The following is a 1,571-nucleotide window of genomic DNA, read 5'->3' as shown; positions in this document are numbered from 1 at the left end:
CTGCGAGCCTCCACGAGCGGCCCGCAGCGCCCCCTGTCCAATCCGTCCACGCCCCCACCGGTCACCGGCGGGGGCGTTCCGCGCGGGCCGCGCAGCGCCCGGCCGGGGCGTTACGGGCGTTACCCGCGTTACGTAACTTGCCGGCATTGCAGGCGTGGCGGTCCTGTGGGGCCGACGAGCCTGACAAGCGTTACGGGCGTTACGGGCGTTGCAGGCGTTGCGGGCGTTACCGCTGTCAGGTTCGCAGGACCGGCCCGAACCGGACGTCGTAAGGATCTCCGGGGTGCATCACGGCCAGCACGCGCTCGCCCTCGGCGAGCACGTCCCGCTTCTGTGTGCCGGTGAGACGACCGAACGGCTCGACGACCAGGGCGTCCCGCTCCAGTCTCCACACGCCCGCCAGGAAGCCGTCGACCAGGAGAGTGCTGTACGCCTGGTTGCCCTGCCAGGAGCGCCCCCAGTACTCGGGCGGGACGACGCGGCCGCGGTCGGCGTGGGAGAGGAGGAGGTTGTCGAACTCGGGGAGGAACCGCGGCGGGGCAGTGGTCTCGGGGTCGGGGCGCGGGGCCTCGGGCAGGTCGAACAGTTCGACGCCGTGCTCGTCCCGGAAGACCGACAGCTGCGGGCGCAGACGTCCGAAGGCCTCGCGCAGCCGGGTCAGACCGGCCCAGGTCTGCATGTCCTTGACGGAGGCCGGGCCGAAGGCCGCCAGATAGCGCAGGACGACGGCGTCCACGGCCGGCGCCTCCTGCGCGGGGCGGCCCAGCCAGTGCTCGGCCGTGGTGAGGGCGACCTGTCCGCTCCGGCCCCACAGCCCACGCGGAGTGACCTGGACCAGGGGCAGTCGGCAGCGCGCTGCCACGGCGAGGGACTGCGGGTCGGCGTCCGGCCACTCCTCGGTGAGCGCCTCGCGCAGTTGCCCCATGGTGCGCGGCTCGTCCTCGACCAGCTCGCGGGCCAGGGCGGCGAGCCGGTCGAGGTCGACCCCGACGAGCCCCTTGCGGAAGTTCGTCAGCTCCCGGTCGCGGGCGGGCTGGACGAGCGGCCGCAGCGTCAGGCAGTCCTCCGCGGTGTGGGTGTGGATGGTGGAGCGCATGCTGACGATGCGGACGACCTCGCGGTCGGCCATCAGCCCCGACAGCTGCTCCGGGGCGAAGCCGTCGAGGCGGGCGGCGAGCGCGTAGTACGGCGGCTTGACGTTCTGCGCCTGCAGTCCGAGGAGATGCTCCACCGCGGCCTTGACGGACAACTCGGCCGGGCTCAGCAGCAGTTGCCGGGCGAGGGTGGCGCGGTTGAGAGCCCGGGCGTCGAGCAAGGGGCCCACCGGGGACGTCGTCTTCGTCATACGAGCAAGCTAGTCGGACTTGCGGACAGCTTCTGTCCGCGACGCGGCGGGAGTGGCTGCGTGGGGCGGGGCAGGGCTACGCGGGACGAGCCGGGCTACGCGGGGCGGGCGAGCCCGGCTAAACGAAGCTGCCTAGGAGCTGTCTTCAAATGTCACGCCCACATCAGGAGCGAGGCGAGGGTGACGGCTGCCTGGTAGGACTCGGCGGTCTTGTCGTAGCGGGTCG

Annotated in this window: 1 protein-coding gene; it reads right to left on the bottom strand. The window is 72.4% G+C overall.

What is annotated here, in order from left to right; translation table 11 throughout:
- Nucleotides 1-235: 235 nt before the first annotated feature.
- A complete protein-coding gene (locus ABT300_RS43885) occupies nt 236-1,345 on the bottom strand; it encodes a winged helix DNA-binding domain-containing protein (protein ID WP_351688740.1) in 1,110 nt (369 codons plus the stop codon).
- Nucleotides 1,346-1,571: the final 226 nt, after the last annotated feature.

This window comes from Streptomyces sp. NPDC001027, from assembly GCF_040299045.1.
Taxonomy (GTDB): Bacteria; Actinomycetota; Actinomycetes; order Streptomycetales; family Streptomycetaceae; genus Streptomyces.
The sequence above is the reverse complement of the archived record's forward strand: the minus strand, read 5'-3'. Positions and strand labels throughout refer to the sequence as shown.

What these genes read in the sequence shown, in the direction of transcription:
- ABT300_RS43885 (WP_351688740.1), bottom strand. Translation starts at nt 1,345, where the DNA reads ATGACGAAGACGACGTCCCCGGTGGGCCCCTTGCTCGACGCCCGGGCT.